The sequence below is a fragment of the Pseudoalteromonas sp. DL2-H2.2 genome, assembly GCF_021532535.1.
In the GTDB taxonomy this organism is placed as follows: domain Bacteria; phylum Pseudomonadota; class Gammaproteobacteria; order Enterobacterales; family Alteromonadaceae; genus Pseudoalteromonas; species Pseudoalteromonas rubra_A.
This window is the reverse complement of the sequence record NZ_JAKGBD010000006.1, coordinates 75,398-98,284: the sequence shown is the minus strand read 5'-3', so window position 1 is coordinate 98,284 and position 22,887 is coordinate 75,398. Positions and strand designations below refer to the sequence as shown.

At 46.9% G+C, this 22,887-nt stretch carries 18 protein-coding genes; 12 read left to right on the top strand and 6 right to left on the bottom strand.

Annotated features, from left to right (window positions below; genetic code table 11):
* Window positions 1-56: 56 nt before the first annotated feature.
* The 4 genes from L1285_RS12080 to L1285_RS12065 form a co-directional block, all read right to left on the bottom strand.
* On the bottom strand, window positions 57-1,967 hold the full coding sequence (locus L1285_RS12080; RefSeq protein WP_235412524.1) for a hypothetical protein: 1,911 nt from the start codon (window positions 1,965-1,967) through the stop codon (window positions 57-59).
* Window positions 1,968-1,977: 10 nt separating this feature from the next.
* On the bottom strand, window positions 1,978-3,072 hold the full coding sequence (locus tag L1285_RS12075; RefSeq protein ID WP_235412523.1) for a hypothetical protein: 1,095 nt from the start codon (window positions 3,070-3,072) through the stop codon (window positions 1,978-1,980).
* Between the two features lie 64 nt (window positions 3,073-3,136).
* Window positions 3,137-7,135 (bottom strand): hypothetical protein, encoded by a 3,999-nt coding sequence (locus L1285_RS12070; protein ID WP_235412522.1) that lies wholly within the window; start codon window positions 7,133-7,135, stop codon window positions 3,137-3,139.
* Window positions 7,136-7,331: 196 nt separating this feature from the next.
* The gene (locus L1285_RS12065) at window positions 7,332-8,042 is read right to left on the bottom strand and encodes a hypothetical protein (protein ID WP_235412521.1); all 711 of its coding nucleotides are present in this window, start codon (window positions 8,040-8,042) and stop codon (window positions 7,332-7,334) included.
* A gap of 97 nt (window positions 8,043-8,139) precedes the next feature.
* Here L1285_RS12065 and ccoN point away from each other — a divergent pair, with 97 nt between their 5' ends.
* From ccoN to L1285_RS12005, 12 genes are all read left to right on the top strand, one after another.
* Complete coding sequence (gene ccoN / locus L1285_RS12060; protein WP_235412520.1) at window positions 8,140-9,573, top strand: cytochrome-c oxidase, cbb3-type subunit I; 1,434 nt, start codon at window positions 8,140-8,142, stop codon at window positions 9,571-9,573.
* Between the two features lie 12 nt (window positions 9,574-9,585).
* Entirely contained in the window at window positions 9,586-10,206 is a 621-nt protein-coding gene (gene ccoO / locus L1285_RS12055; RefSeq protein ID WP_046003241.1) for a cytochrome-c oxidase, cbb3-type subunit II, read from the top strand.
* Window positions 10,207-10,212: 6 nt separating this feature from the next.
* Complete coding sequence (locus L1285_RS12050; RefSeq protein ID WP_010373992.1) at window positions 10,213-10,398, top strand: cbb3-type cytochrome oxidase subunit 3; 186 nt, start codon at window positions 10,213-10,215, stop codon at window positions 10,396-10,398.
* Window positions 10,395-11,360 (top strand): cytochrome-c oxidase, cbb3-type subunit III, encoded by a 966-nt coding sequence (gene ccoP, locus L1285_RS12045; protein ID WP_046003242.1) that lies wholly within the window; start codon window positions 10,395-10,397, stop codon window positions 11,358-11,360. The genes L1285_RS12050 and ccoP overlap by 4 nt, the downstream gene beginning before the upstream one ends.
* Window positions 11,361-11,478: 118 nt before the next feature.
* Window positions 11,479-11,970, top strand: a complete 492-nt coding sequence (locus L1285_RS12040) for a FixH family protein (RefSeq protein WP_046003243.1) — start codon at window positions 11,479-11,481, stop codon at window positions 11,968-11,970.
* 5 nt (window positions 11,971-11,975) lie between these two features.
* Window positions 11,976-14,351, top strand: coding sequence for a heavy metal translocating P-type ATPase (locus tag L1285_RS12035; protein WP_235412519.1), 2,376 nt, complete (start codon window positions 11,976-11,978; stop codon window positions 14,349-14,351).
* Entirely contained in the window at window positions 14,348-14,530 is a 183-nt protein-coding gene (ccoS, locus tag L1285_RS12030) for a cbb3-type cytochrome oxidase assembly protein CcoS (RefSeq protein ID WP_054013844.1), read from the top strand. The genes L1285_RS12035 and ccoS overlap by 4 nt, the downstream gene beginning before the upstream one ends.
* Window positions 14,508-15,179, top strand: a complete 672-nt coding sequence (locus tag L1285_RS12025; RefSeq protein WP_235412518.1) for a sulfite exporter TauE/SafE family protein — start codon at window positions 14,508-14,510, stop codon at window positions 15,177-15,179. The genes ccoS and L1285_RS12025 overlap by 23 nt, the downstream gene beginning before the upstream one ends.
* Window positions 15,180-15,406: 227 nt before the next feature.
* Window positions 15,407-16,135, top strand: coding sequence for an FNR family transcription factor (locus L1285_RS12020; protein WP_235412517.1), 729 nt, complete (start codon window positions 15,407-15,409; stop codon window positions 16,133-16,135).
* A 100-nt stretch (window positions 16,136-16,235) separates the two neighbouring features.
* Complete coding sequence (uspE, locus tag L1285_RS12015; RefSeq protein ID WP_235412516.1) at window positions 16,236-17,159, top strand: universal stress protein UspE; 924 nt, start codon at window positions 16,236-16,238, stop codon at window positions 17,157-17,159.
* A gap of 148 nt (window positions 17,160-17,307) precedes the next feature.
* Window positions 17,308-18,225 (top strand): tRNA 2-thiocytidine(32) synthetase TtcA, encoded by a 918-nt coding sequence (ttcA, locus tag L1285_RS12010; RefSeq protein ID WP_235412515.1) that lies wholly within the window; start codon window positions 17,308-17,310, stop codon window positions 18,223-18,225.
* 229 nt (window positions 18,226-18,454) lie between these two features.
* Window positions 18,455-20,434 carry a methyl-accepting chemotaxis protein gene (locus L1285_RS12005; protein WP_235412514.1) on the top strand — a complete coding sequence of 660 codons (1,980 nt, stop codon included), beginning with the start codon at window positions 18,455-18,457 and terminating at the stop codon, window positions 20,432-20,434.
* A gap of 59 nt (window positions 20,435-20,493) precedes the next feature.
* On the opposite strand, the gene arsJ is transcribed toward L1285_RS12005, so the two are convergent.
* Together arsJ and L1285_RS11995 are read right to left on the bottom strand one after the other, a co-directional pair.
* Window positions 20,494-21,693: an organoarsenical effux MFS transporter ArsJ gene (gene arsJ / locus L1285_RS12000; RefSeq protein WP_235412513.1), complete on the bottom strand. Its 1,200-nt coding sequence runs from the start codon at window positions 21,691-21,693 to the stop codon at window positions 20,494-20,496.
* A 3-nt stretch (window positions 21,694-21,696) separates the two neighbouring features.
* Window positions 21,697-22,710: an ArsJ-associated glyceraldehyde-3-phosphate dehydrogenase gene (locus L1285_RS11995; RefSeq protein ID WP_235412512.1), complete on the bottom strand. Its 1,014-nt coding sequence runs from the start codon at window positions 22,708-22,710 to the stop codon at window positions 21,697-21,699.
* Between the last annotated feature and the right edge of the window lie 177 nt (window positions 22,711-22,887).

Sequence of the window (22,887 nt, the reverse complement as noted above, 5' to 3'; positions counted from 1 at the left end):
AAAGGGCCCGCGGGCCCTTTTACTAGAAGTCAGTGATTCTAACAGCAAGCATACATTCAGAACAGAGATTCAAAGCTTCCGTCCGGAAACAGTACTCCAGGGATCCCACGTACTGTTTTCACGTCACCAATCAGCTGATCACCATAATAGTATCCACCGGTGAAGTTACGTCCTTTTTGTTTTACATCCAGCCAGTAGCCGTCTTTGCCTTGCGCAACAATGCTATTGTTATCACCCGAGCGACGAACATCCAACTGCATCACCTTGCCACCAAGCAGGTAGGAGATCTCAGCTGAGTTTAAATTTGTGAAATTTGCCGGGTCCGCTGCCAATTGCAGTTGAAAATCTGGCGCCCCCTTGAGGTCAAAGTCAACATGCAACCCGAATACTAAGTCCAACATTGTGTCAAACTCGAAAGGCGATTGCTCAGCGGCATATACTGTAACCGGTGTTACCTGATTTACGGTTTCAAAGTCACCACGCAAACGTAAATTGGCAATGATACTTTCAACCGTATTGCGAGGAGATAACACCCGGTTTAAACGCAGCCTCATATCCGCTTTGGTGGTCGAGGCCGCCGTTTGTAAGCTGACCTTCCCGGCAAAGCGAGAAGTACCTGTCGCCATTTGCAGGTTGTCTGCATCAAACGAGCCATCAAACAATAAAAAGATATCACTCAAATCAGCCTCTAAAGACACGTTACCTTTACGAACAGATACCACACCGCTCGCCGAAATACGGTCTCCTAAAGTTGGGCTTTTACGCCATTCGGACGAAGTCACGTCCATGCTGACCTCAAACTCTCTGTTTGTACCTGTTACCCGCCAAGCAAACGATGGTTCTGTGGTAAACACTATGTCGAGATCACCAACCTGATAGCTACCTGGTTCAGAGTTACGGGCTGGAGAGACATTGTTTACAACGTCATATACCGCTTCAGAGAGGACCAAAAATGACTCTTGAGCCACTTCGTTTGAAACCAGTCTTTCTATCTCGCTCAACTTAACATCCAGCTCTGCGCTATACTTTTCTTCCTGAAGGCGAACTACGCCCAGAGAATCCCGAAAGTGGTTGAGCAAGTTATTATTGAACACAGTTTCAGAGTCTTTTAACGTTTCAATATCCTGTAGCTGCATCGCTTCATTGGTCATGAGCAATACCTGATCGACAACACCAGCAAACAACTTACTGCCTTTTTCGTCTAACAGCTCTTCCATAAAATACTGGTTAACTTCATTAATGTAGGTTTGCCAAAGCGTGTAGTCATTGCTCGTATAAGCAAGGTCAAATGCATCACTCAAGGGAGGAATAACGTCACCTTCGCTGCCCTGGGTATTAAGCTGCCTCATGATATCAGCATAGGTAAAGGCTTGGGCTGCATACTCCGCCTGTAAAGACTTATTTAAACGACTGTGGCTCAAGTGATAAATCGGCGTATTGGTCAAAGACAAGACCGTGCTGTCTAAAGTCGACTCACTCAGTAATGTTGCATAAGAAGAAAAATATAACTGATTCTGACCAGCTACCGGTTTTGCCGCAAGAGAATAGGACACATCTGCTGAGACTGGCTCTGCGAAGTCGATTTCATCATTACCATTGAGATCATTAGGATCGTCACGCAGCGCACGACCGCACCCTAACTTCCTGGGACAAAGCACTCGCCCAGCGCCTGGACTAAATTCAAATTGATATAAGCGACCTGCGTCCAGAGTGACCGTCTGTTGATTTAGATCACTGACAGTAAACTCTTGTGTTTCCCTTGAGCTTACTTCGGTAACCGTCAATGTACCCGATGCATCAGCAAACTCGGGCAAATAGAAAGTCACTGCCGCTGAGGGAACTTGCGTGACATCGTGGCCAAGCCCAGCTTCAGTATCGCTCACGGTCGGGGCCGGGTCACTACTTCCACCGCATGCTGTTAAAATGCCAGCCAACAACAAAGGTAAGATTTTATTGATATTTTGCACCTTTTATCCCCTAAAATGCCAGGTTAAGAAACCAATTCAAATTTACATAATGTGCATCTTCAATATCAGGATTATCCATTTTCACAGAGATACCTGCATAGCGAGTTTTAACACCTAACTCAAAGGCCTCGCTATGTGTTTCATACCCACCAAATAGTTCCCAGCTTTCACCGAAATGATAGGAAACGTTAGCCTGAACGAACGCATCATCAATATACTTGCGTGCTTTTACAGTGGTGGAGAAACGGCTGTTGATGCGATAATTCACACCCAGATAGTATCTGGCATCCCGCTCAAAGGTGTATTCTATTTCTTGGTCATACGCAGAGGTGCGCAATCTGACAGAAGGTGTCGTGTCTATCCCATCTTCTCGCTCAGTAAATGGAATATCGGTGGTGAATCCGTTAACAAACCCTGCGCCTTCGTACTTTGTCTCATACATCAGGTCTTTACCAGCTGCCCACACCTTAAGGTCGGGTGTTATTTGCCAGCTAAAGGCCAAATCAAAACTGTAACCATCGCCCTCTGGGTTGTCCGTTGGTGTGAATGATTTAAACAGAATGTCCTTGGAAAAGTAATATTCTGCGTCTAATTTCCCTTCGACCTCGTCACCAAAAATTGTGCCATCTACCCGCGCATCCTGAAAGTGTGTACTTTTGAAGTAAGTAAATTTTGGCGTAATAACCAGGGCTTTATCCAGTAGTTCAAAATCATAGCTTAAAAACACACCATTGGTCGTTGCCTGTCTGCCCCACAGGTAGTAACGGTAATTACGTTTCTCAAATGGCAAGTCATTTTTCTCTGTGTGTGTATACAGTGCAGTATCCGGATCAAAGGCCAGCAAATAGTCAAAACGACTTTGTGCGCCAAGACCAATGCCTTTGTACTTCACACCCAGTTCAAACACATTGTAGGTAAAGGCGCTATCCCCATCAGTCAATGGTTTGTCAAAATCTTCCACAAATGCCTTAACAGGTTGAGCCTCTGTGTATATCTCACTGTGGAAATGGTGGATCAATTGAATGTCATCGGATGATGAGTGAACTACCGGGCTTACTTGCAAACCTAAGAGTGCGAGTACAGGAGAGATTTTTTTTAATTTCATAAACTTCACTTTTAACAAAAAAAAGGGAAAGGTTAACCTTTCCCCTCTTTAATCTAGACCGGCTTTAGTTATTGGACTGGCCTAAGAAATCAATATCTGTGTATTCAATTGACTCTCCGTTGATGTAGTCGATGCGGAAGCCATTGTTAACCTCTTCTACATCACCCACTTTTATGGGCTGGTTTGTGTCATTGTTGATTGACACATCACCCAGTAACGGACCAGACTCATCGATTAGGCTCACCTTAAATACATAACCATTAAAGTTATCCAACATGATATTAGCTAACCCTAAATCATTGCTGTCGCTTTCGTTACGCAAGTCGAAGTGAGCTGTGAAGTCAATATCTTCACTTCTGCCCGACAAAGTCACATCGGCAAGCTCAATAGCACCATCGGTGAATAGCGCAACAGGATTGCCCTGAGCATCGACAGCCGTCGCTTCAGATGAGAAGGTACCGTCAAACCCGTATTGACCATCAACAAACTCAACCAAATTGAAGGTCTTGGCGCGAGGTATATCGAAATCACGGGCGTCTTCTACTTTTTGGATACTGCCATCCACATAAAGTATGGTACAGGAAGCATTTGGCGTAACGACAGCGTCGATTGACCAGCGCTCACACTCTGCCAAATCTGCACTTTGGATCTCAATTTTCTGACCTGAATCGGCTTTCAATAAACCAGACCAGGTGAACAGTATCTTGCTTTGAGCACCGGAGTTTACTTGTCCGATACCCTCTATCTGCTCATCACCCTGGGTGTTTGTCAAGCTAAGCTTATACTCATCCGTGTCATAACTGTAAGTCCAGTCAGGGAAGTTTGGCGCTGTGCCAGAGTGGTTACCAGAGTCAAGCCCTGAGTCCCAGATATCCCTCACGACATCGTAAATAACCTCACCGGCATTAAAGACAGCATCAGCTCCCTCTTTAGTAACAAAGCTGATATTAACGAGTTTATCTGTGCCTTGTTTACCAAGTTCGGTGTGATCATTGTCAGCTACATAGTCATCTCGCTTCTCTTCTGAAAGCGTTTTAAGCTCAGCGGCCTCTGTTGGGCGAGCGTCCTGTTCAAACGCAGCATTTGCTGCAACCGCTTTGACTTGTAATTCATTCGCTAATGCCAACAGTTCTGTTGGATCCTCGCTATTAGTCTGAATAATTGCCGACTGCCCTGCTTCACGACTATCAACCAAATTCTTATAACTCTGCGCAGCGGTAACAGCAGCATTAGATAATGCAACATAATTGGCTACAGCTTGCTTGTACGCATCGCCGGCTGCAATAGCAGCATTTGCAGCATCAAGCGCCTGCTGAGCGGTTCCCAGGTTTTCAATAGCATTGAATGCAGACTGAGCAGCAATGAAAGCGGCTTCAAACTCAGCTTGTTTAGTCGTCACTTCTGCTGCTGCATCTTGCGTTTCAAGAATGACATCTTGAGTGAGCTTCAGTGCTGCAGCGATTTGTTGCTCCAGAGTGAGTTTAGATGCCGCATTGATAACCTCAGCGTCAATGTCAGACACCAAAGTGGACACTTTACTTTGCGTTTGTGCCGTTGAAGCTAACAATGCATCAGCATTGTCTTTTGTGGATGTATAGTCACTGTTTCTGTTCGCCAACGCGGTCGCAGAACTGACAATTTCCTGAGCTTTAGTAGAGACACCTGACAGTGTCGTGTTCCAGCTATTTTGTTTTTCAACTGACACAGTGGTCTGAAGGGTTAAAGCGGCAGTGTAATACTCTGTCGCACCATCCAAGGTATTGGCATTGGCGCCTTTTTCTTTCACCTGAACCAACTCGCTTTCATAACCTGTGATCTCACCCTGAGGGACGCTTAAGATCTGAAGCTGCTCACTGATCTGGCCGATAAGCGCTTCATTAAGCTCTTTGTCGTCTTCAAGTTGTTGCTCAAAAGCACGCTTGCGCTCAAGAGCCGTTTCCTCAGCCGTATTTATCTCACTGGTATAAGAAGTTACGCTTGACGCAGCAGTATCAGCATCAGCTTTAATTTGTTGCGCGTTCTGTAGTGCTTCAGTTGCTTGCTCTACCTGTTCGCCCTGAGCATCTGCTTCGGCTTTGTAGTCCGTTGCAGTGGACACAGCAACCGTTGCTTTAGTTGAAAAATCTTGTGATAAATCAGTCAAACCACTCAACGATGTTTTAGCTGACGTCACTAAGTTCAACGCAGCAATTGCAGTGTCTAAGTCAACAATTTGCTCAACCGCGCTCTTAACAGCAGCGACCTGGGCTTGCAGAGGTGTTTCCTGCTCAGTGTAACTCGCCTTTGCTGTCGTCGCGGACTCAAGTGCAGACGCAGCCGCTTGTGCTGATGCATCAAGCTTGACGTCAAATTCATCCACTACCTTAGTGGCATTACTAAACTGTTCCGCAATTTGTGTCGCTAAACTGGTGTTGAACTCAACAAGACTTGTCAGCTTTTCTTTAAGAGTGACAGCTAGGTCCAAAGTGGGCTGATATTTAGCATCTATTTCAACAAGCGCTTGAGCCGCTGCGATATGTGCATCAATATTAGTGGTCTCGGTGCTGAGAATAGTCGCGATTGCGTCTTTTTGCGCTTCGAAGCTTGCATTTAGCTCACTGGCAGCGGCAAAGTATGCGATTGCCTGCGCTTTTGTGTCCAGCGTTTCAGCCAACGCTTTGACGTCTGTCAAAGTAGCGTTAAGCTGAGACAGGTCCGTATCTGTTGTATCAAGCTGTGAAGAGCTCGCATTAATCTCTATCAACAATGCGGCGTTTGCAACATCGTTTTCGTCATTTTCATCAGGTACGACAACATCTTCGTTTCCTAAATCTTCAAGCTGTTCTTTAACTTGCTCGACATCCTTATTTAGGTCTTCATCTGTCGTAGCGCCATTGTCCACGGCCTTTTTCTTCGCTTCGTTAACTTTATCAGCAACTGAAGCGGCATCTTCCGCAGAAACACCAGCATCAACCAAAGCTTGTTCAAGCGCAGCGGCATCGTTACTCACCATTGCAACTAAGATTTTGGCAGCTTTGGATGTTTCATCTCTGACTTTTTTAAAGGTATCACTTTGAGTCAGATCGCCACCACCAACGTCATTTGCCAGGTCAGTAAGCACGTCGTTGGTACTCTTACCTTCTTTACCCGCTATCGTCTGAAGGGATGCAGCGACCTGAATAAGTGCAAGCACGCCTTCGTCAATAGACTCTCCCTGACCTACATCTGTAAAATCAACTGCGCCGCCAAGAGATAAATCTCCTGTTAGTGAAGCAACGAGCTTGGTATTGCCTATCAGAGCCTTAAGTACCTTGGTACTGGCCTCGCCTACTTTTGCTGAATCTATTCCCTGTTCTGCTGCTGCATCCAACAACATTTTAACTGCTGTAGAGGTGAAAATAGTTGCATTGGCCGTATATTGGTTATTGTCCCCATCAGCAAAACTTGGTTGATTTCTAGCTGACGCAGGGCGCGCCGCTGTATTTGGTGAAATGACTTTAACGACGGATAACTCGATGTCGTCTTTATACCATTCGCCAAAGTCGATTTTGCCATTGTCTTTTACGATGCCATCACCATTATCTATGGCAACCCCTTCACCACAACCAACGAACGCATCACATTTGACTAATGCGTCACCATCTTTGGTTGTCTTGACCGTAATATAAAGTGGCCCACTGAAATTTTCGTCAACGAACAGCTGGAAGAAACCTCGGGGGTCAGTTTTGAAGTCTGCCGGGTTGGAAGCAACTAGTTTTTCTTCAGCTTTCTTTTTCGCGTCTTCGGTATTGAGTGATTTTTCCGTAGCCGACTCTTCGCCTGCCTGAGTACGATATGCAAGGTCAACTATATTACCCTGAGCATCAAGCGTTTTCACACTCACTTGCGCTCCACTCAGTGTGCCCTTAACCGCCTTACCTGATACAGATACAGAAAAGTTTGCCGTCACTGTACTTTCAACTTCCTGGGGAGTAGTCACAGGAACATTTTTGTCATCATCTTCGAAAAGGCTACAGCCCGAGAGTCCAAGACTTAAAGCAATGGTGGATGCCACTGGAGTAAATTTATTTATGCGCTTTGCCACTAGAGGTCTCCTTAAATAGCTTGCGTGTTTTTCTTTATTTATCTGCCTATGCGAATGTTTTTGTCAAACAAGACTCTAAGCTAATTTGGGTACTTTGAACTTACAATATACCCAATACTAGTAACAAAGTCATTGCAAACAGCGCCCCTTTGTAAACAAATATAAAACACAAAAACGATGATTTACAACATAGATTTCATTCCTGAGTAGTATAAAGGGCAAATGTGACATTTTTGACATATTCGTTCCCATTAATCCGGTTAACGGTTTCTACTGTCATTCGCCATTCCATTACGGGTTCACTACATGCCCCAACCATCACTTGTGCAGACCAAAGTGAACTGCCTTGTTGCTCAAAGAAAACGGGAATTTTCCCCATGTACATTGTTACGCCTTCTAACCAGGCAGCTTTTAACTTCACACCAGGAGCCTGAGTGTTGAAATAAAGCTCAAATGGCGATTCTGGCCGCAATTTCTCGGTTGCACTCCAAAGTAACATTTCGCCATCGACACAAGGCGAAGCTGCAACACAATTTAAGGAAGTTTGCGAACTTTCACTTTTTTCTGAACTTTCATGTATAATAGTACTCGGGTCTGAACAGGCCGTCAGGAAAGTGACTAAAAAAACACCAGGTAGTGTGCGAATTTTCTGCATAATGCTTAGTGTGTGACATCTTGAAAAGACGTTCAGTGTATGTGGAATTGCTCTTTTCAACCAGCCTTTGGCGTTAAGTTTTGCAATTTGTTTTGATATTGCGCAATTCGCGTACTCATTAAACAAATGACTCGTACAAAGTTTGATTGATGTCATTATTTTAGGTGTTTGTAGTATCTTTTCGTTTGCAAAAAAATTATTATTTCCTTGCAAAAATAAGGGTTTCTCAAGCTGGTGAGAGTTTTGTTCCACGGGATGTGACTCGAGCGGGTTTGTTGAAATAAAAAAACAGGGCCTGTATTACAGGTTAATCATTTCTAATCGCATTAATTGCAGCGGAATCCAGAAAATGAGCCAAACAGTAGCATCACAAACTGAGTACAATTATAAGGTTGTACGCCAATTCGCTATAATGACAGTGATTTGGGGCATCGTTGGCATGGGTGTAGGTGTATTTATCGCGGCGCAACTTGCGTGGCCTGCGTTAAACTTCGACATTCCATGGTTAACTTACTCTCGACTTCGTCCGTTACACACGAACGCAGTAATCTTCGCATTTGGTACAAGTGCACTATTTGCAACATCTTACTATGTTGTACAGCGCACGTGTCAGACGCGTTTATTCTCTGACAAGCTAGCCGCTTTCACTTTCTGGGGCTGGCAGGCAATCATTCTTTCAGCAGCCATCACTTTGCCATTAGGTATCACATCTTCTAAAGAATATGCTGAACTTGAGTGGCCAATCGACATCGCAATTGCTGTTGTTTGGGTCACCTATGCGGTCGTGTTCTTCGGCACACTGATCAAGCGTAAAGTGTCTCATATCTATGTTGCTAACTGGTTCTATGCAGGCTTCATCATTACCGTTGCAGTGCTGCACATTGTTAACAGCATGGCGGTACCTGTATCTCTGACTAAGTCATACTCTATTTATGCGGGTGCAGTAGATGCTATGGTTCAGTGGTGGTACGGTCACAACGCGGTAGGCTTCCTTCTGACTGCTGGTTTCCTGGGTATGATGTACTACTTCGTACCTAAGCAAGCAGGTCGCCCTGTTTACTCTTACCGTTTATCGGTTGTTCACTTCTGGGCGCTGGTTTCTCTGTATATTTGGGCAGGTCCTCACCACCTTCACTACACTGCACTACCTGACTGGACTCAGTCTCTGGGCATGGTGATGTCAGTGATCCTGTTCGTGCCTTCTTGGGGTGGTATGATCAACGGTATCATGACGCTGTCTGGCGCTTGGCACAAACTACGCACCGACCCTGTACTGCGTTTCCTGGTTGTTTCTCTGTCTTTCTATGGTATGTCTACCTTCGAAGGTCCAATGATGGCAATCAAATCTGTAAACGCATTGTCACACTACACTGACTGGACTGTTGGCCACGTACACTCAGGCGCTCTGGGTTGGGTTGCAATGATCTCTATCGGTGCTATCTACCACCTGATCCCTGCACTATTTGGTCACGCTAACATGTACAGCGTTAAACTGGTTAACACTCACTTCTGGTTACACACTGTTGGTGTTGTTCTGTACATCGTAGCAATGTGGATCTCAGGTGTAATGCAAGGTCTGATGTGGCGTGCAGTTAACTCTGACGGTACTTTGATGTACAGCTTCGTACAGTCGCTTGAAGCGTCTAAGCCTTTCTATATCATGCGATTCCTGGGCGGTGTATTCATCGTGATTGGTATGCTGGTAATGGCTTACAACGTCTACCGTACAGTGGCAGCTAAGAGTGGCTCTTTGACCACTGAAGCTAACACGCAAATGGCTTAAGGGGTGTCGAGTATGAGCAATAATAACTCTACAAATAAACATGAAATCGTCGAGAAGAACGTTGGCCTGATGGCTATCCTGACGGTTTTTGCCATCAGCTTCGGTGCGCTCGTTGAGATCACACCGCTGATGTTCCAAAAAGACACTACCCAGCCTGTTGATGGCCTGCGCCCGCTCACAGCACTGGAAATGGAAGGTCGTGACATCTATGTACGTGAAGGTTGTTACAACTGTCACTCACAGATGGTCCGCCCATTCCGTGACGAAGTTGAGCGTTATGGTCACTACTCTGTAGCTGGTGAATCTGTTTGGGATCACCCGTTCCAGTGGGGCTCTAAGCGTACAGGTCCAGACCTGGCGCGTGTTGGTCAACGTTATTCTGATGACTGGCACTTTGCCCACTTAATGGATCCACGCTCTGTGGTACCTGAGTCAAATATGCCTGGCTACCCTTGGCTCAATGAGAATGTATTGGACGGTCAATTAACCGCTAAGAAACTTGAAGTGTTCCGTAACTTCGGTGTGCCTTACACCGATGAGGACATTCAAGGTGCTGAAGCCGCAGTAAAGGGCAAAACCGAAATGGAAGCCCTGATTGCCTACCTTCAGCAACTTGGCACACATTTGAAGTAATTTGTTATGGATTACGGCACATACAGAGGCATTTTGACTCTGGTAATTTTAGTACTGTTCATAGTGATTGTTGTGTGGGCATACAGCAAACGTAGCAAACGTCGTTTTGATGACGCTGCCAATGCCATCTTTGAAGATGAAAAGAAACACAACAACACAATCTCAAACGAGGAAAAGGAGTCTGAAAAATGACTAGCTTTTGGAGTATTTGGGTCATCGTATTGACCTTGGCGTGTCTGGCTCTGATCTTTGGCCTGCTGCTTTGGAACCTGAAAAACTACACAGGTGTTGAAGAAGGCGAAAGTTGTGGTCACGAGTTTGACGGAATCGAAGAACTTAATAACCCACTACCTAAGTGGTGGACTTACATGTTCTTCGCAACATTTATCTGGTCTGTTTACTATCTTGCTGCTTACCCAGGTCTGGGTAACTTTGCAGGCTTTTTGAACTGGACGAGCTCTAACCAGGGCGTAACGTCTCTTGAAGAGTCGAAAAAGGCAATTGAAGAAGCCAAAGCAAACGGTCACTGGGTTCAACTTGATAAAGAGTTTGAAGCCGCTGACGAGCGTTTCGGTCCTATCTTCAAAGCATTTGCTGAGCAAGACATTGAAACACTGGTAAAAGACCAAAAAGCACTTGAAATTGGTCAGCGCCTGTTTGCACAAAACTGTGCTCAGTGTCACGGCTCGGATGCACGTGGTGCAATGGGCTTCCCTAACCTGACAGACAATGACTGGTTGTACGGCGGTACGCCTGACAAGATCAAAGAAACACTACTGCAAGGTCGTGTTGCTGCGATGCCAGGTTGGCAAGATGCACTGGGTGACCAGGGTATCAAAGAAATGACCGCTTACGTACTGAGCCTATCAGGTCGTAAAGTGAATCAAAAAGATGCAGCTGCAGGTCAAGCTAAGTTCGCAATGTGTGCGGCCTGTCACGGTATGGACGGTAAAGGCTCTGTTGCCCATAACCTGCCATTTGGTGCACCTGACTTGACTGACAACATTTGGTTATACGGTGGTTCTCAACGCGCTGTTGAAGAAACACTGCGTCACGGCCGTGCCGGTGTGATGCCAGCGTGGAAAGACATTCTGGGCGAAGACAAAGTACACCTGCTAACGGCTTACGTGTACAGCCTCTCTCAGGAGAAATAATCGAATAGATTATAAGTTTATTTAAGATCAAAAAAGCCTCCAATCGGAGGCTTTTTTTTAGGTATTTACCCCCAAATAAGATAGAATATTGCCACTGAAATTAAGCTGTTGAGTCGTTATGAACCCTACTCCCTGGTATAAGAATTTTTGGCCTTGGTTTTTAATGTTTTTTCCGCTGGTTACCATCATTGCCTGCGTATTTTTAGTGATCTTTGCTGTCGGTAATGGTCCGGACATGGTGGTCGACGACTACTACAAAAAAGGCAAAGCCATAAACCTTGAACTCAGCAAGTTCGATAAAGCCAAAGCTTTGTACTTACATGGTGACATAGATGTCAGTGATGACAGGGTGAGCTTCACCTTCACCAAGGGTGACCACAGCAAAGTCAACGCGCTCAAAGCGTCGTTTTATCACCGTACCGTGAAAAAATACGATTTTGAAGTCACCCTGCTGGCCAATGCATCCGGTGAATTTACCGCGATTCTGGATGAGCCACATTATGGTGCGTTTACCGTGTTTCTTGAACCTATGGACCAAAGCTGGAAGCTTAAAGAGAAACTTCAGTTACCCACTACACAGAAAGTCGCCATTTCTCCAGAATATAAGTAGACACTATGACAACCAGTTGTTTTCATTGTCTGGAGCCCGTACCGCCGGGGTTTTCTGCTCATGTACAATTCGAAGGCCAGCCGCAGCCGGTGTGCTGCACTGGCTGTCAGGCGGTCGCCGAGACCATTCTCGCTCAGGGCATGAGCGACTATTATAAATTTCGTACCGACAGTGCGGGCAAAGTCGAAGAGCTGGTACCTGAGCAGTTAAAAGAGCTGTTGAGCTATGACAATGCCGACATTCAACAGGATTTTGTTAGCCAGCAAGGCGAATTGCAGGAAGTTTTACTCAGTGTTGAAGGCATAAGCTGTGCAGCCTGCGCCTGGTTAATTGAGAAGCAACTGCTCGGGCTTAAAGGCGTTGCCCGGGTTGATGTAAACACGTCAACTCACAGAGCCATGATCCTGTGGCACCCTCAGCAATGTAAGCTCAGTGATATTATCAAGTCACTGCATCAGATTGGCTATAAGGCCTACCCTTTTCAGGCCGATGATGAAGCCGCGCAAAAACAAACCGTAGCCAAAGCCTATTTACGCCGACTTGGCGTAGCAGGTCTGATGACCATGCAGGTTATGATGTTTGCGTTTGCCATGTACTTTGGCATGTTTTCCGGCATGGAAGACAATTTCGAACAATACTTCCGCTGGATCAGTTTGTTTTTGGCCTCTCCGGTGATCCTGTACTCGGCCATGCCGTTTTTGACCAATGCCATCAAAGGTCTCAGAGCTAAGCAGCTCAATATGGACTTGCCCGTGTCGCTGGCCATATTTGGTGCCTATGCGGCAAGCTGTTACGCCACTGTGATGTCGGTGGGCGAAGTCTACTTTGAATCGATTTGTATGTTCACCTTCTTGCTCTTGCTCGGTAAATATCTGGAGTTTCGGGCCCGACTAAAAGCCAGTGAATTTACAGCCAACCTGCAAAAACTGCTGCCACTGACCGCGCGTCAGTTATTGCCCAACGGCGAGCAAAAAATCGTCGCAGCAAAGAGCCTGCAACTGAGCGACCAAATCATGATCAAGCCCGGCGAAACCATTCCGGCCGATGGCGTATTGATCTCAGGCTCTACCACAGTTGACGAATCTATGATGACGGGCGAGCACCTTCCTGTTAAGAAGTATCAAACCCATCAAGTCTATGCTGGCACCATCAACCACGATGGGGTGATCACCATTGAAATCAACAAAGTGGGTCAAAACACCCTGCTTAATCAAATCATTAAGCTGCAACACAATGCCCTGACCAAACGCCCTAAAATCGTTGAAGTCACCGACAAAGTCGCTCAGTGGTTTGTCGCTTGCCTGTTGATATTTGCCTCTATCACCGCAGTTGCCTGGTACCAGATAGATCCCCCCCACGCATTTTGGGTCACCATCTCGGTATTAGTTGCAACTTGCCCGTGTGCACTGAGCCTGGCCATCCCGACTGCGCTAACATGCGCCGTGGCCACACTGACCCGAAAAGGAATACTGATCAAAGAAAGCCATGTGCTGGAAACGGTGCCTAAGCTGACCAGAATGGCCTTTGACAAAACCGGTACTCTGACCGAGGGGCGCTTCTCTATTGAGTCGGTCAGTGTCCTTAATAAAAACTGGCAGGAATCCGATGTAATGGCACTGGCTGTCGCGCTGGAACGCTACTCAGAGCACCCTATCGCCAAGGCCTTTACTGAACTGGTGGTATCCCCCAGACAGCTGAGTGACGTTGAAGTCATCACAGGCAGTGGTGTTAAAGCCCGTTTTGGCGAGCATAGTGTTGCCATTGGTAAGTCCGCCTGGTTTGGTAATCATAGTTCATTTGCTCAGGCAACGCTGTTCGTCGATGATCAGCCCATTGCAGATTTCTATCTGGCAGACAAAGTCAGAAACAGTGCCCCTGAGATCATCAATTATGCCCAGGGTCAGGGCCTGAGCTGCCACTTACTCAGCGGTGACAGCTCCAATGCGGTCAAAGACTTAGCATTAGAGCTAGGACTGGATACATACAAAAATGCCTGCTCCCCACAGGATAAGCAAAAGCAGGTCGAATCCTGGTCAGCACATCAGCATATTGTGGGCATGGTCGGTGATGGCGTGAATGACAGCCCGGTGTTTAACAGTGCCCATTTATCCATTGCAATGGAAACCGGTGCTGATATTTCCAAAAATACCGCCGATGTCGTGCTGCTTAACAGCGACCTCAAATCACTGCAAACCTTGCATCAGGTCGCGAAGAAAACCAAAACGGTGATAAAACAGAACCTCACTTTGTCACTCTGTTACAATGGCTCTATATTACCGCTCGCCGCGATGGGATTGGTGCCACCCTGGGTGGCCGTCATTGGCATGTCTGCGAGCTCAATTCTGGTGATCACTAACTCTTTGAGGTTACTGAAGCTATGAGTATTATTTATATCCTTATTCCCATTGCAATCTTGTTTGTCATCATTGCGATCGGGGTGTTTTTTTGGGCTGTTAAAAGCGAGCAGTTTTCTGATCTGAATAAGCAGGGCCACAGCATTCTGTTCGAAGACGATAAAGAGCAACACAATAAAAGTAATGACCGAGATAAGCCTGTTTAGCGCCTTTGTAATGGGTCTGGTTGGCAGTGGCCATTGTCTGGTGATGTGTGGTGGTATCGCATCTAGCCTGCAACTTGCCCAAACCAAACAGTCGCCTTTTGTCACTGCACTGCTATATAACCTCGGCAGATTAGGTAGTTACATGGTGGCTGGCGCACTGGTTGCCGGGCTCGGCGCGGCATTTGCCAAGCAAAGCACCTTGTTTGCCAGCATCTTGAATGTGCTGAGTGGCGTATTTATGCTGCTGGTTGGTATCTATGTCATGCGCCTAGCCGCGACGCTCAACTGGCTGGAAAAAGCGGGAAAATGGCTGCTCTGGCAGCGTCTGGTGCAGCTTAACAAATACTTGCTCCCCATCGACAGCAAAGTCAAAGCCCTGGCATACGGAGCCTTGTGGGGCTGGCTGCCATGCGGGCTGGTCTATTCAGCACTGACCTGGAGCCTGCAGGCGAGCAGCAGCCTGAGCGGTGCACTCACTATGGCCGCGTTTGCATTGGGCACTTTTCCGGCCATGTTAGCGGTAGGCCAAACCGCCCAGTTGCTCAATACATTCTTAAATCACAAGGCAACACGCATTGCGCTTGGCAATATTTTTATTTGGTATGGCTTTTATCTACTAATCATTGCAACGGACAAACTAGTACATTAATCTAGACGCAGTAATACTATTAGGTGAGAGTCATTTGCTTAGGTTAAAGAATGGGAGTTTTTTGACTTGAGTTGATCAACATGTGGCTTAGTGCTTCTGTTTACAGTCTCTAAAACACAGCTAGTAGATGGTATACCCGAATATCAAGTATCGCAAAGTTCAAGTATTAAAATATGGCCGCATCTAATAGAATGTCATTAACGTGCGTCATAGATAACGGATTTGTTATGGATTTAAATAATCGTTCAAAAAGTCAATGTACTATCAGCTGCAACAACTGCAGTATCAGCCAATTATGCCTGCCCTTCTCTTTAAACGGCAGTGAAATGGATAAGCTGGATGAAATCATCGAGCGTAAAAAACCTCTGCACAAGGGGGACTTTTTGTTCGAGTCCGGTAGCGAGCTCAACGCAATCTTTGCGGTGCGCTCTGGGTCCTTTAAATCCTACACGATTTCAGAGCAAGGTGATGAACAGATCACTGGGTTTCACCTGGCCGGTGACTTAGTCGGCTTTGATGCCATAAATAAAATGCAGCACCAAAGTTTTGCTCAGGCACTGGAAACCTCTATGGTCTGCGAAATCCCATTTGATACCTTAGACGAGCTGGCTGGTAAGCTACCAAAGCTCAGACAGCAGATCATGCGCCTGATGAGCAGCGAGATTAACTACGATCAGGAAATGTTATTGTTGCTGAACAAGAAAACAGCTGAAGAGCGTCTGGCCACTTTTATCTACAACCTGTCGAACCGCTTTGGCGAGCGGGGCTTCTCGCGTAAAGAGTTCCGCTTTACCATGACCCGAGGCGAAATTGGCAATTATCTGGGGCTGACCGTTGAAACCATCAGCCGCCTGTTGAGTCGCTTTCAAAAAGCACAGATCATTAAAGTAGAAGGCAAATTCATCACCATTTTGGATATTGATGAACTGGCCAAAGCCGCCGCAATTTCTCTTTGATCTAAGGCAATTAACGGCTCACTTTTGCTTTATCCCACGGCGATTTCGATTACACTGTAAACAGAGTTGAAATCGTCCGTGCAAGATTAAGGAGCCCATTATGGAACAAATCAAACGCATTCTCACCGTCATAGATCCGACCAAACAACAACAGAACAGTCTGGATCGTTCTATCAGTCTGGCGCAAAAAACAGGCGCAAAAATCACCGCCTTTTTATCCATTTATGATTTTTCTTACGAGATGACGACGATGTTATCGCGGGAAGAACGTGAAGCGATGAGAGAAGCGGTGATTAAGGACCGTGAAGCCTGGATTTCAGAACTCACCAGTGGCTATCAAGACATTGAAATCGAAACCAAAGTGGTGTGGCATAACCGGCCTTATGAAGCCATCATCAAAACGGTACTCGAACAAGAATTTGATCTCGTCATTAAGGCAACTCATCAACATGACACCCTTAAGTCTGTGATTTTTACACCGACAGACTGGCACCTGATCAGAAAGTGCCCGGCCCCGGTCTTATTGGTCAAAGATCATGCCTGGCCGGAAAAAGGCGAAATACTCGCGGCAGTCAATGCGGTCAGTGATGACGAACAGCATCAGGCGCTGAACAATCGTATTATCAAAGACGCACAGTTTTTATGTGAGCTTGCCAACGCCTCTTTGAGCCTGGTTAACACTTACCCGGCAACACCAGTGAACATCGCCATTGAGATCCCTGAGTTTAACCCGTCTCAATACAATGAAGCGGTGAAGAAGCATCACGAAGACGAAACCTGGGCACTGGCGCAGCGATTTGGCCTGAGCGACAGCCAGTGTGTGATTAAGGAAGGCTTACCAGAGGATGTGATCCCGCATATTGCGAAACAAAAAAATGCCGAGCTGGTTGTGATTGGTACCGTTGGACGGACAGGTCTCAGTGCAGCACTGGTTGGTAACACGGCAGAGCACGTCATCGACAGCCTGGACTGCGACGTACTGGCCCTTAAACCTGACGGTTACAAAAGCCCGCTAGCAGAATAAGTCCAATACCATTATCGGCACCGAACAGGTGCCGATCCTTTCCTCTTTTTGCCTGTTCATAATCACACCGCTAATATTGCAGTTTACTGGTCTGGCGGTATAATGCGCCCTTATTTATTTTTGCCGTCATTTTTATATAGGGGGGCGAGTGTCTCACTCACAAGAAGCAAAGCAAGCATATAGCCTGAACAAGTTGCAAAAACGCTTAAGAAGGCTGGCCGGTCAGGCTGTAGGCGATTTTAATATGATCGAGGAAGGCGACCGCGTAATGGTTTGCCTGTCTGGCGGTAAAGACAGTTATACTTTGCTGGACGTGCTGCAACACTTACAGCGCGTTGCTCCCATTAAGTTCGACGTGTTCGCCATCAACCTGGATCAGAAGCAACCGGGTTTTCCAGAGCATATTCTGCCTGAGTATCTTGATACCCTCGGCATAGAATACAAAATCGTCGAAGAAGATACCTATTCAATCGTCAAAGATAAGATCCCGGAAGGTAAAACCACCTGCTCTCTTTGCTCTCGTTTGCGTCGCGGTATTTTGTACCGTACGGCCAAAGAAATGGGCGCAACCAAAATTGCGCTGGGGCACCACCGAGACGACATGATTGAAACCATGTTTTTGAACATGTTTTACGGCGGCAAATTAAAAGGTATGCCACCTAAGCTGATGAGCGATGATGGTCAGCATATGGTGATCCGCCCGCTGGCTTACTGTAAAGAAGCCGACATTGCACATTATGCGCAAAGTCAGGCATTCCCAATCATTCCCTGTAACTTGTGTGGCTCACAAGAAAATTTGCAGCGTAAGCATGTTAAAGCCATGCTCAATGAGTGGAATACCACTCACCCGGGCAGAGTTGAGAGCATTTTTACTGCCATGCAAAACGTCGTGCCCTCGCACCTGGCAGATCATGCTTTATTCGATTTCCGTGCTTTGCAAAAAGACGATGTTATTGATGGGGGCGATATTGCGCTCGATAAGCCAGAGTTTCCAAGCGCTCCTGCAAACGCTGAGCAAGATGAAGACGAGCAAACAGTTCAGATCCAGGCAATAGAACTCAGTTAAATTATCTGCCGGGTGCGCCTGCACCCGGTTTCTGCCACCGCAGATCCAACCATACGCAATCACATTACGTACTGTCAGCAAATTTGTCGCAAGCGAAAAATAAGAACTTTGTTTCTTTTTTTTAACTTTTAGGGTGCGATAGTTCCCACTAAAGGGATTTTTGTTTACAATGCGTGATAATAATCATTTTTAATTGCATTTAGCAAAACAACCTTAAGTCAGGTAACCCATGTCCACCAAACTCCGTTTGCTGATTTCATTCATGCTCGTTGGCTTGCTGCCCGCTGCGTTTATGGCAATCACATCCTTAATTACCGCATCAGATGCTTTAGAGCGTCAGGCTTATAACCAGCTGACCTCCATCAAACACATCAAACACCGTCAAATCGACGATTATTTCAAGGCTCGTAAGGCAGATCTGAGCCTGATCGCTGCACAATGGCAGCAAATAGCCAGCGCAAAGACTCGCTCAGGCACAGCTGAGCTTGCCCAAGATAATCACGCTCTGTTCAAGCATTTTATCGAGCAAAAAGGGTTTTATGACCTGTTTATCATCGAGACTAACGGTTTTATTAGCTATACCGTCGCTAAAGAGAGTGACTATCAGACCAACCTAAGAACCGGGCCTTATCGCGATTCAGGACTTGCTCAGCTATTTCGCAACGCATTCAATGGTCGTCAGTTTTCTATCACAGATTATCAACAATACGCTCCGAGTAATAACGAGCCCGCTGCATTTATCGGCGTGCCTGTTCAGGTTGACGGGCAAATTCACTCCATTGTTGCGTTACAAATCGCCATAGATACGATTAACGACATTATGCAACAACGTGATGGTATGGGCGAAACGGGCGAATCCTATCTGGTGGGCTCAGATTTAAGAATGCGTTCCGACTCCTACCTGGACCCTACAGCGCATAGTGTAACAGCCAGTTTTGCCGGCTCAGTCGCGCGTAATGGTGTAGATACCTATGCAGTCAGGCGTGGCCTGCAGGGCTTTTCTGAGACAGAACTGATCATTGATTACAATGGTAACCCCGTTTTGTCGGCCTATATGCCATTTCAATTTGCTGGCCTAAACTGGGTGCTACTGAGTGAGATTGACAAAGCAGAGGCATTTGCGCCAATTTATCAATTGTATTGGTTTATTGCCCTGATAGGTGCTATTGCAATTATCGCAATCAGTGTGGCAACCTGGTTGATCGCCAGCTCGGTCCTTCGCCCACTCGGTGGAGAGCCCAGCACGATGCGCGATATCAGTGAGCGTATTGCTTCAGGTGATTTACGCCAGGATTTTAGCCAGGACACCAATGTGACCGGCGTATATGGCGCTATGAGGCAAATGACCAGCTATCTCACCGGCGTGATTGGGACAATCAGTGAAACGACTTCTCAGCTTGCCGTTACGGCCAGCCAGACCAGTGCAGCCAGTGAGCAGGCCAACACCAGCTTGCAGGAGCAACATGCCAACATTGAGCAAGTCGCCCTGGCCATTGCCGCCACTGCTCAGTCTGTCGAAAGTGTTGCGAATAGCGCCAATCAGGTTGCAGCGCTCAGTGTCGACACACAAGAAAGCACTCAGGCCGCGAGCCAGACATTGGCGGAATGTGTTTCTAAAATGACGACTCTCGATCAGGTGATCAACGACTCTGAGCGAGCAATCAAAGACGTAGAATCAGGGGCTCAGAACATAGGTAAAGTGATTGAGGTGATCCAGGCTATTACCGAGCAGACCAACCTGCTGGCGCTCAATGCCGCCATAGAGGCAGCCAGAGCTGGCGAGCATGGCCGTGGTTTTGCCGTCGTTGCAGACGAAGTTCGCCAGCTTGCTTACAAAACTCAGCAGTCTACCGGTGACATAGAGACCATGATCCAGGAGCTACAAAGTGCCACCGCACAAGCGGTTGATAAAATGCATCAGTCTGCCGAAGTTGCTCAGGCATCCATCTCAGCAACCAACGATAGTGCTGCCAGCCTGCAAACCAGCGTCGAGCAAATTCAGGAAATTTCGGCAAGTGCAAAACGTATCGCTCAGGAAGCACATCAGCAGACCTCAACCACGGAAGAGATCAGTTACAATATTGACGCTATTAAACAAGCTGCACTGGATAACGCCGCAGGCGCAGATCAGGTGGCCAGTGCCAGCCTGGATTTGGATAAACAGTCAAGAAAGCTCAAGCAAATCACCGCGAGCTTTAAGTTGCCATAAGCAGCTCAATGCGCTCATAAAGTAAGACAAACCTCTTGGTTTGTCTTACTTTTACAAGCCTACCGAGTGTGGCGTTGCAGCCCATACGTAAGTGCAGTCGCAAGCATGAGTAAAACACTGGATATCAGCAAGCAGCTAACTAGCCCGCCATATTGATAAGCCAGGCCCGATAATATGGTTCCCGCAAGGCGACCCATCGCATTGGCCATGTAATAGAAACCAACATCCATCGACACCCCATCTTCATCAGCAAAATGCACAATCAAAAAACTGTGCAGAGAAGAGTTCACGGCGAACACGGCGCCAAATATCAGTAAACCCGCCACAATCGACACTTGTACATACCACTGCGACCACAATGCCAGGGCAATTAGCGCAGGTAACAGAGTCAGCACGGCAACCCATACTAAGGCTTGCTGACTACTCGAGCGCTGCTTGCCTAAAAGCTTGGGCGCGTTGGCCTGCACCAGCCCATAAGCAATCACCCAGCTGGCCATAAATCCGCCAACCCACCAGTGATCCCAGCCAAACACACTGGCCAGGTAGACAGGCAATGCCACCACAAACCACACATCCCGGGAGGCAAACAAGAATAACCTTGCAGCCGACAGCCAGTTAACCTGCTTGCTAGTCGAAAACATCTCTGAGAACTTGGGCTTGTGTTTTTTCTTGCCCAGATCCTGCTTGAGTAATATTAAACTGAGTACCCAGGTTACCAGCAGCATCAAACTCATAAACCACAATGCACCCTGAAAACCCAGCTGTGTCAGCAATAATCCGCCCAGGAAAAACCCGACCCCTTTAAGTGCGTTTTTAGAGCCCGTCAGTATCGCAACCCACTTAAAAAGTACGCCATCTTGCTCTTTTGGCACCAACAACTTAATGGCGCTTTTGGCACTCATTTTATTGAGATCTTTGGCGATGCCGGATAAGGCCTGAGCGACCATAACATAAGCAACACTGAGCCATTGTGGATCCACGGCTAACATAAGCAGTGCGACAATTTGCAAAAACAACCCCACATTCATGGTCTTGTTCAAGCCCATTCTGGCACCCAACCAGCCGCCAACCAAGTTAGTCACCACACCAAATACTTCATAAAGTAAAAACAACGACGCGATGGCTATGGGACTGTAACCCAGCTGATGGAAATACAGCACCACCAGCATTCTCAGTGCGCCATCAGTCAGTGTAAACGACCAATAGTTGCCTGTGATAACCAGATACTGCTTAATGGGCGCGGATAACTGCTGCAACACGCCTTACCCCCAGCGCTGTGCAATCACATAGCGCACCAGGTCAGCGGTACGATTCGCGTAGCCCCACTCGTTGTCATACCAGACGTACAACTTCACCTGAGTACCGTTTACCACCATAGTCGATAACGCATCCACAATGGCGCTGCGAGGGTCGGTTTTATAGTCAACAGACACCAGAGGGCGGGTTTCATAGCCCAGAATACCGGCAAGCTCTCCCTGAGCCGCCTGCTCCATCCAGCTGTTGATTTCTTCCACTGTGGTTTCGCGATTGACTTCAAACACACAGTCTGTGATCGACGCATTGGTCAGTGGCACGCGCACGGCATGGCCATTGAGCTTGCCTTTGAGTTCCGGGAAAATATGTGTAATGGCGGTTGCTGAGCCGGTCGTCGTCGGGATTAAACTGGTGCCACAGGAGCGCGCTCTGCGCAGATCCTTATGGGGCGCATCAATGATGGTCTGCGTGTTGGTGATATCATGAATTGTGGTCATCGACCCATGCTTGATGCCAATGTTGTCCTGCAATACTTTAACAACCGGCGCCAGACAGTTCGTCGTACACGATGCCGCTGTCACAATTGAGTGTGCCTGTGCCTCGAACAGCTGCTGGTTTACGCCCATAACCACATTCAGCACGCCCTCTTCTTTCACCGGTGCAGTGACCACAACCTGTTTGACACCTTGCTCAAAGTAACCTGCCAGCTTTTCTTTACTTTTCAGCTTGCCACTGGCTTCCACGATTAAATCGCAGCCAGACCAGTCTATTGCTTCTGTGCGTGTTTGCTGTGTCACAGCAATACGTTTGTCCGCAATCACCATAGTGTTTTCATCACTGGCTTCAGCTTCCCATTCCCACTTGCCGTGCACTGAGTCAAAGTTCATAAGATGCGCCAGTGTATGGGCATCACCACCCGGATCATTGATGTGTACGATTTCGATATCTGCCGTTTGCCAAAGTGCGCGCATGGTTAATCTGCCCATACGCCCGAACCCATTAATACCTACTTTGATAGTCATATAAATAGCCTTTTTGTTAATTACACTGGATCTGCTCGGACAGCGCTCAGGGTGTTGCTGGCACCACAGAATAAAACATACGAAATATGTTATATATGTTTTTTCGTATATTCAAGATAAATAGGCCAGTCTTCGGTTGCTACATGGAATATAGCCTGTTGGGGAGAGTCTATCCCC

What these genes read in the sequence shown, in the direction of transcription:
- L1285_RS12075 (WP_235412523.1), bottom strand. Translation starts at nt 3,072, where the DNA reads ATGAAATTAAAAAAAATCTCTCCTGTACTCGCACTCTTAGGTTTGCAA.
- ccoN (WP_235412520.1), top strand. Translation starts at nt 8,140, where the DNA reads ATGAGCCAAACAGTAGCATCACAAACTGAGTACAATTATAAGGTTGTA.
- ccoO (WP_046003241.1), top strand. Translation starts at nt 9,586, where the DNA reads ATGAGCAATAATAACTCTACAAATAAACATGAAATCGTCGAGAAGAAC.
- L1285_RS12050 (WP_010373992.1), top strand. Translation starts at nt 10,213, where the DNA reads ATGGATTACGGCACATACAGAGGCATTTTGACTCTGGTAATTTTAGTA.
- ccoP (WP_046003242.1), top strand. Translation starts at nt 10,395, where the DNA reads ATGACTAGCTTTTGGAGTATTTGGGTCATCGTATTGACCTTGGCGTGT.
- L1285_RS12040 (WP_046003243.1), top strand. Translation starts at nt 11,479, where the DNA reads ATGAACCCTACTCCCTGGTATAAGAATTTTTGGCCTTGGTTTTTAATG.
- L1285_RS12035 (WP_235412519.1), top strand. Translation starts at nt 11,976, where the DNA reads ATGACAACCAGTTGTTTTCATTGTCTGGAGCCCGTACCGCCGGGGTTT.
- ccoS (WP_054013844.1), top strand. Translation starts at nt 14,348, where the DNA reads ATGAGTATTATTTATATCCTTATTCCCATTGCAATCTTGTTTGTCATC.
- L1285_RS12025 (WP_235412518.1), top strand. Translation starts at nt 14,508, where the DNA reads ATGACCGAGATAAGCCTGTTTAGCGCCTTTGTAATGGGTCTGGTTGGC.
- L1285_RS12020 (WP_235412517.1), top strand. Translation starts at nt 15,407, where the DNA reads ATGGATTTAAATAATCGTTCAAAAAGTCAATGTACTATCAGCTGCAAC.
- uspE (WP_235412516.1), top strand. Translation starts at nt 16,236, where the DNA reads ATGGAACAAATCAAACGCATTCTCACCGTCATAGATCCGACCAAACAA.
- L1285_RS12005 (WP_235412514.1), top strand. Translation starts at nt 18,455, where the DNA reads ATGTCCACCAAACTCCGTTTGCTGATTTCATTCATGCTCGTTGGCTTG.
- L1285_RS11995 (WP_235412512.1), bottom strand. Translation starts at nt 22,710, where the DNA reads ATGACTATCAAAGTAGGTATTAATGGGTTCGGGCGTATGGGCAGATTA.